The following is a 6,054-nucleotide window of genomic DNA, read 5'->3' as shown; positions in this document are numbered from 1 at the left end:
GGCGGGGATCGCCGCCGAGTTGACGCGGCACCTGGCGTAGGCGGACAACGGTGGGCGGATCCGGTCGGTGATGACGGTGTTCGCGCCGGACCGCCCGGGGGTGGGGCCGCGGGCGCGGATCTGGAACGACCAGTTGATCCGGTATTGCGGTCACCGGTGCGCCGATGGTGCGGTGGTGGGTGATCCGGCGCAGGTGCCGATGACGGGTGCGGTGGTGGGCCTGGGGTGGCGTCCACCGCCGGTGCCGGGCCGGTTCGACCTGTTGCCGTGGGTGATCGAGACGGCGTACGAGGATCCGACTCTGGTGGAGGTGCCGCGGGACCTGGTGCGGGAGGTCGCGTTGACTCATCCGGCGTATCCGTGGTTCGCGGGGTTGCGGTTGCGGTGGCACGCGCTGCCGGTGATCAGCAACATGCGGTTGCGGGTCGGTGGGGTGGACTACGGTTGCGCGCCGTTCAACGGCCACTACCTCAGTGACGAGATCGGTACCCGGAACATGGGTGACGGGCATCGGTACGACCAGCTGCTGCCGGTGGCGCGCGGGTTGGGGTTGGACACGTCGCGGGAGGACACGCTGTGGCGGGAACACGCCGCGTTGGTGATCAATCAGGCGGTGTTGCATTCGTTCCGGTTGGCGGGGGTGCGGGTGTCGGATCCGCACACCGAGTCGGAGTTGTTCATGAAGTTCTGCGCGCAGGAGGAGCGGGCGGGGCGGCCGGTGCACGGTGACTGGTCGTGGCTCAACGGCAGTGTGGGGTGGGCGGCGCTGCACGCGGTGTATCACCGCTACTACGACACGGGGGTGCCGAACCCGAACCTGTGGCCGGTGGATCGGGCGTACGGGCCAGACGGTGCGGTGGCGCTGACTCTGCGGGAGCGGCACGACGCGGCCCGCCGGCGGGAGGACTGAGGGATGGACGTCGTGGGGTTGCGGCAGAGTTGGGCGCAGTTGCAGGTGGCGGGTCCGGAGGCGGCGAGGTATTTCTACGCGACGTTGTTCACGATCGCGCCGGAGGTGCGGTCGATGTTCCCGACGAACATGCGTTACCAGGAGGACAAGCTGCTGGCGGCGTTAGGGCACATCGTGAGCCACGTTGACGACGAGCGGGAGTTGGCGGGGTTCACGCGTCGGTTGGGCGCCGACCACCGCCGGTTCCGGGGCGCGGATCGGCAGGGCCGGGCGGTGCCGTTGGCGCAGGGGCACTACCGGTGGGTGGGGCAGGCGCTGCTGGCGACGTTGGAGCGGTTCCTCGGGCCGCGGTGGACGCCGGGGTTGCGGGCGGACTGGACGGCGGCGTACGAGGTGGTGACGCGGTTGATGTTGGCGGGCGCGGCGGACGCGGAGCTGTCGTCGCCGCCGTTGTGGGAGGCGGAGGTCCTCCGGGTGCAGCGGCGCCGCGCGGACGTGTGCGTGTTCACGGTGCGCCCGAACTATCTGTGTGAGTACCTGCCCGGGCAGTCGCTGCCGGTGCAGGTGCCGCAGTTGCGGCTGTGGCGGTACCTGTCGCCGGCGAACGCGCCGCGCGCGGACGGCACGATCGAGTTCCACGTGCGGGCGACGGGCCGGTTCTCGACGTATCTGGTGCGCCGGCTGCGGGTGGGGGATCAGGTGTTGCTGGGCTCGCCGACGGGCACGGCGTTGTCGTCGTACGGCCGGTCGCCGCACCTGCGGTTGCTGTTGGTGGCCGGGGGGACGGGGTTGGCGCCGTTGCGGGCGGTGGTGGAGGCGTTGCGGGCGGAGCCGCGGCCGACGACGTTGGTGGTGGGCGGCCGAACCCCCGACGACCTGTACGACGACGCGGCGGTGTGGGAGCTGGCCGGCGCGTCGGGTTGGTTGCGGTACGTGCCGACGGTGCAGACCGCCTGGCGGTGGTCGGGTGCGGTGGGCACGGCCGGTGACACGGCGGTGCGGTTGGGGCCGTGGCGGGACACCGACGTGTTGGTGTGCGGCAGTCCGCAGATGACGCGGGAGACGATCGGGGCGCTGGTGGCCTCGGGGGTGGCGGCGCAGCGGATTCTGGCCGAGGTGTACGACCATTGCCAGTATCCGCCGCTGGCCGGTCAGGCCGCGGCGGCGGTGCGGGACTTCAGCGGGACGGGGGTCCGATGAGCGTCGACGTCGGTGACGGGCAGGGTGGTACGACGCGGGCGGTGGGCGCGTTGGCGGCGCGCCGGTTCCGTGGCGCTGACTGGTTGTCGGTCGACGGGGTCGTCGACGTGGCCCGGGCGGCCGACGAGCGGATCGGGTTGCTCAACGGTGAGTTGGAACGGTTGCGGCGGGAGAACGAGGCGCTGGTGCGGCAGGTGGAGATGCTGCGGCACGGCGCGTTGCCGAGTGTGGCGCCGCAGGGCCCGGATCCGATGGTGATCGAGTTGACGGTGCGGGCGCAGGAGGAGGCGAACCGGACGATCGACGAGGCCGCCGAGGAGGGGGCGGAGATCATCGCCGAGGCGCGGCGGCAGGCCGAAGAGATCGTCGCCGAGGCGTTCCGGCGGGCGGGAGGTGTGCCGGGCGCGGGGCCGGACGCGGCGGATTCCCGGGCGGAGGAGCTGCGGTTGTTGGGGCGGGTGCGGGAGCTGGAGGGCCGGCAGGCGGCGTTGGCGGCGGCGTTGGCGGCGGCGCGGCAGCAGGTGGGGCGGTGGCAGGCGTACCTGGTGGGACAGGCCGAGCAGGTGCGGGTGGAGGCGGCGCAGGCCGCTGAGGCGGACCGGCAGCTGCGTCAGCTCCTCGGCGGATAGGTCCGAAGGTGGCGGCCCCCGGTGTGGGGTTTGCCGGGGCGAGGGGGGTCACCGGCGCGTGCTCGCGGGCGCGGCGGGCGCTGAGGCAGCATGGATGGCGTGACGGGGTCGTTCGACGCGGTGGCCGGTCTGCTCGCCGGCGGTGGTGTCGTGGTGCTCAGCGGCGCGGGCCTGTCGACGGACTCGGGTATCCCGGACTACCGGGGGCCCAGCGGGGTGGCCCGCCGGCACACCCCGATGACGTTGCAGGCGTTCACCGGCGATGCGGTGGCGCGGCGGCGGTACTGGGCGCGTAGTCACCTGGGATGGCGCACGATCGCGGGGGCCACGCCGAACGGCGGGCACGTCGCGGTGGCCCGGTTGCAGCGCGGTGGGCTGGTCGACGCGGTGATCACCCAGAACGTCGACGGTCTGCACACGGCCGCCGGGTCGGCGCCGGTGGTGGAGTTGCACGGCCGCCTCGACGAGGTGGTGTGTCTGGACTGCGGCAACCGCGTCGGCCGTCAGGAGGTGGACCGGCGGCTGCGGGAGGCGAACCCGGGGTTCGCCGCGGCGGTGGCGGCGGTCAACCCGGATGGTGACGTGGACCTGGCCGACGCGCAGGTGGCGGGGTTCCGGCCGGTGGCCTGCGGACGGTGTCGCACCGGGATGTTGAAACCGGACGTGGTGTTCTTCGGGGAGACGGTGCCGGCGGCGCGGGTGGCGACCTGTTTCGACCTGGTGGAGCGGGCCCGGGTGATGCTGGTGCTCGGGTCGTCGTTGACGGTGTTGTCGGGGCGCCGGTTCGTGATCCGCGCGGCGAAACGGGACATTCCGGTGGTGATCGTCAACCAGGGGCCCACCCGGGGTGACGGGTACGCCGCGCTGCGCGTCGACGCGCCGCTGGGGGTGGTGCTGCCGGCGCTTGCCGACCGGCTGGTGGTCGCCGGGGACGCGCTGGTCGGCGGCGCGGCGGCGTGCGGGTGATCCAGATCGCGGGGGACGACATCCGCCGGAAACAGCGGCGCTGGTAGCGTGGAGCGTGCCGGTACCCCGCGTGGGAGAGACCGCCTGATCTGTTCGGGGCGGCGCCGAAGGGGCAGCTTCCTCCCCGGAACCTCTCAGGCAGAAGGACCTCGCGGGCAGGCACTGTGGAGCGCCCTGCCCTGGGCGTGACTCAGGGGGAGGCCGACTTGTCGACCTCACATCCCGGGGAGCGCCGCCATGACCGTAGAGCAGTTCGCCGCCCGTCACATCGGCCCCGACGGCGACGACGAGCGCCACATGCTCGACGTCGTCGGCTACGACTCGATCGACGAGTTGATGGACGCGGCGATTCCCGAGGTGATCCGCTGGCACGGCGCCCTGGACCTGCCGGAGCCGGCCAGCGAGCACGACGCCCTGGCGCAGCTGCGGGCGATCGCGGGCCGCAACACCGTCGCCGTGTCCATGATCGGGTTGGGTTACCACGGTACGCACACCCCGGCGGTGATCCGCCGTAACGTGCTGGAGAACCCGGCCTGGTACACGGCGTACACGCCGTACCAGCCGGAGATCAGCCAGGGCCGGTTGGAGGCGCTGCTGAACTTCCAGACGATGGTGACGGACCTGACGGGCCTGGCCACGGCGAACGCGTCGATGCTCGACGAGGGCACCGCCGCGGCGGAGGCGATGACCCTGGCCCGGCGGGCGTCGAAGAGCCGCAGCAGCGTGTACGTGGTCGACGCCGACGCGTTGCCGCAGACCATCGCGGTGATCACCAGCCGGGCGCAGCCGTTGGGCATCGAGGTGCAGGTGGTGGATCTGGACGCGCAGGCGCTGCCGGGGGAGTTCTTCGGGCTGCACCTGCAGTATCCGGGGGCGTCGGGGGCGGTACGCGATCACGCGCCGCTGGTGGCGGCGGCGCACGCGGCCGGGGCGCTGGTCACGGTGGCGGCGGACCTGTTGGCGTTGACGCTGCTGCGCGCGCCGGGGGAGATCGGCGCGGACATCGCCGCCGGCACCACCCAGCGGTTCGGGGTGCCGATGGGCTTCGGTGGCCCGCACGCCGGGTACCTGGCGGTCCGGTCGGGGTTGGAGCGGATGCTGCCCGGCCGGCTGGTGGGGGTGTCCCGCGACGCGGCGGGCGACCCGGCGTACCGGCTGGCGTTGCAGACCCGTGAGCAGCACATCCGGCGAGAGAAGGCGACCAGCAACATCTGCACCGCGCAGGTGCTGCTGGCGGTGATGGCCGGCATGTATGCCGTTTACCACGGCCCGGACGGGCTGCGGGGCATCGCGGCGCGTACCCACTCGATGGCGGCGCGGCTCGCGGCCGGGTTGCGCGCCGGCGGGGTGGGTGTCGCGGACGTCGCGTTCTTCGACACGGTCACGGCGGTGGTGCCGGGCCGGGCCGCGCAGGTGGTCGCCGACGCGCAGCGGCGGGGGGTGAACCTGCGGCTGGTCGACGCCGACCGGGTCGGGATCTCGTGTGACGAGACGACCACCGGGGCGCATCTGGCGATGGTGTGGGCGGCGTTCGGGGTGCCCGGGTTCGACGGCGCGGTCGAGGCCGACCTGCCGGCGGGATTGGCGCGCACGTCGGCGTTCCTGACCCACCCGGTGTTCGGCGCGCACCGTTCGGAAACGGCGATGCTGCGGTACCTGCGGCGGTTGGCGGACTTCGACTACGCCCTGGACCGGGGCATGATTCCGCTGGGGTCGTGCACGATGAAGCTGAACGCGACCACGGAGATGGAGCCGGTGAGCTGGGCGGAGTTCGCCCACATCCACCCGTTCGCGCCGCCGTCGCAGACCGCCGGCTACCGGGAGTTGATCACCCAGTTGGAGGGGTGGCTGGCGGAGGTGACCGGCTACGACGCGGTCAGCGTGCAGCCCAACGCCGGGTCGCAGGGGGAACTGGCGGGGCTGCTGGCGATCCGCGCGTACCACGCCGACCGGGGGCAGGGGCACCGGGACGTGTGCCTGATCCCGTCGTCGGCGCACGGCACGAACGCCGCGTCGGCGGTGATGGCGGGAATGCGGGTGGTCGTGGTGGGCTGCGACGACGACGGCAACGTCGACCTGGTCGACCTCGACGCGAAGATCGACAAGCATCGTGGCGTGCTCGCGGCGATCATGGTGACGTATCCGTCGACGCACGGGGTGTACGAGACGGGCATCGCGCAGTTGTGCGCGAAGGTCCACGACGCCGGCGGCCAGGTGTACGTCGACGGGGCGAACCTCAACGCGCTGGTCGGGTTCGCCAAGCCGGGCCGGTTCGGCGCGGACGTGTCGCACTTGAACCTGCACAAGACGTTCTGCATCCCGCACGGCGGTGGTGGGCCGGGGGTGGGT

The 6,054-nt window shown here is 72.6% G+C and carries 4 protein-coding genes, 1 pseudogene and 1 riboswitch; all 5 genes and pseudogenes read left to right on the top strand.

Annotation, left to right across the window (positions count from 1 at the left end; all coding sequences use genetic code 11):
• A pseudogene (locus E1258_RS28870) lies at nt 1–910 on the top strand (nitric oxide synthase oxygenase); the annotation flags it as partial.
• 3 nt (nt 911–913) lie between these two features.
• Complete coding sequence (locus E1258_RS28865; RefSeq protein WP_132406690.1) at nt 914–2,110, top strand: globin domain-containing protein; 1,197 nt, start codon at nt 914–916, stop codon at nt 2,108–2,110.
• Nucleotides 2,107–2,739 carry a hypothetical protein gene (locus E1258_RS28860; RefSeq protein WP_132406688.1) on the top strand — a complete coding sequence of 211 codons (633 nt, stop codon included), beginning with the start codon at nt 2,107–2,109 and terminating at the stop codon, nt 2,737–2,739. Before E1258_RS28865 ends, E1258_RS28860 begins: the two co-directional genes overlap by 4 nt.
• 99 nt (nt 2,740–2,838) lie before the next feature.
• Nucleotides 2,839–3,705: an NAD-dependent protein deacetylase gene (locus E1258_RS28855; protein ID WP_243715761.1), complete on the top strand. Its 867-nt coding sequence runs from the start codon at nt 2,839–2,841 to the stop codon at nt 3,703–3,705.
• 61 nt (nt 3,706–3,766) lie between these two features.
• A riboswitch (glycine riboswitch) is annotated at nt 3,767–3,865 on the top strand.
• A gap of 77 nt (nt 3,866–3,942) precedes the next feature.
• Nucleotides 3,943–6,054, top strand: a 2,112-nt coding sequence (gene gcvP / locus E1258_RS28850; RefSeq protein ID WP_132406684.1) for an aminomethyl-transferring glycine dehydrogenase, incomplete at its 3' end; no start/stop codon positions are given.

The sequence above is a fragment of the Micromonospora sp. KC207 genome, from assembly GCF_004348615.1.
Lineage (GTDB): Bacteria > Actinomycetota > Actinomycetes > Mycobacteriales > Micromonosporaceae > Micromonospora.
This window is presented reverse-complemented; position numbering and strand designations above follow the sequence as displayed.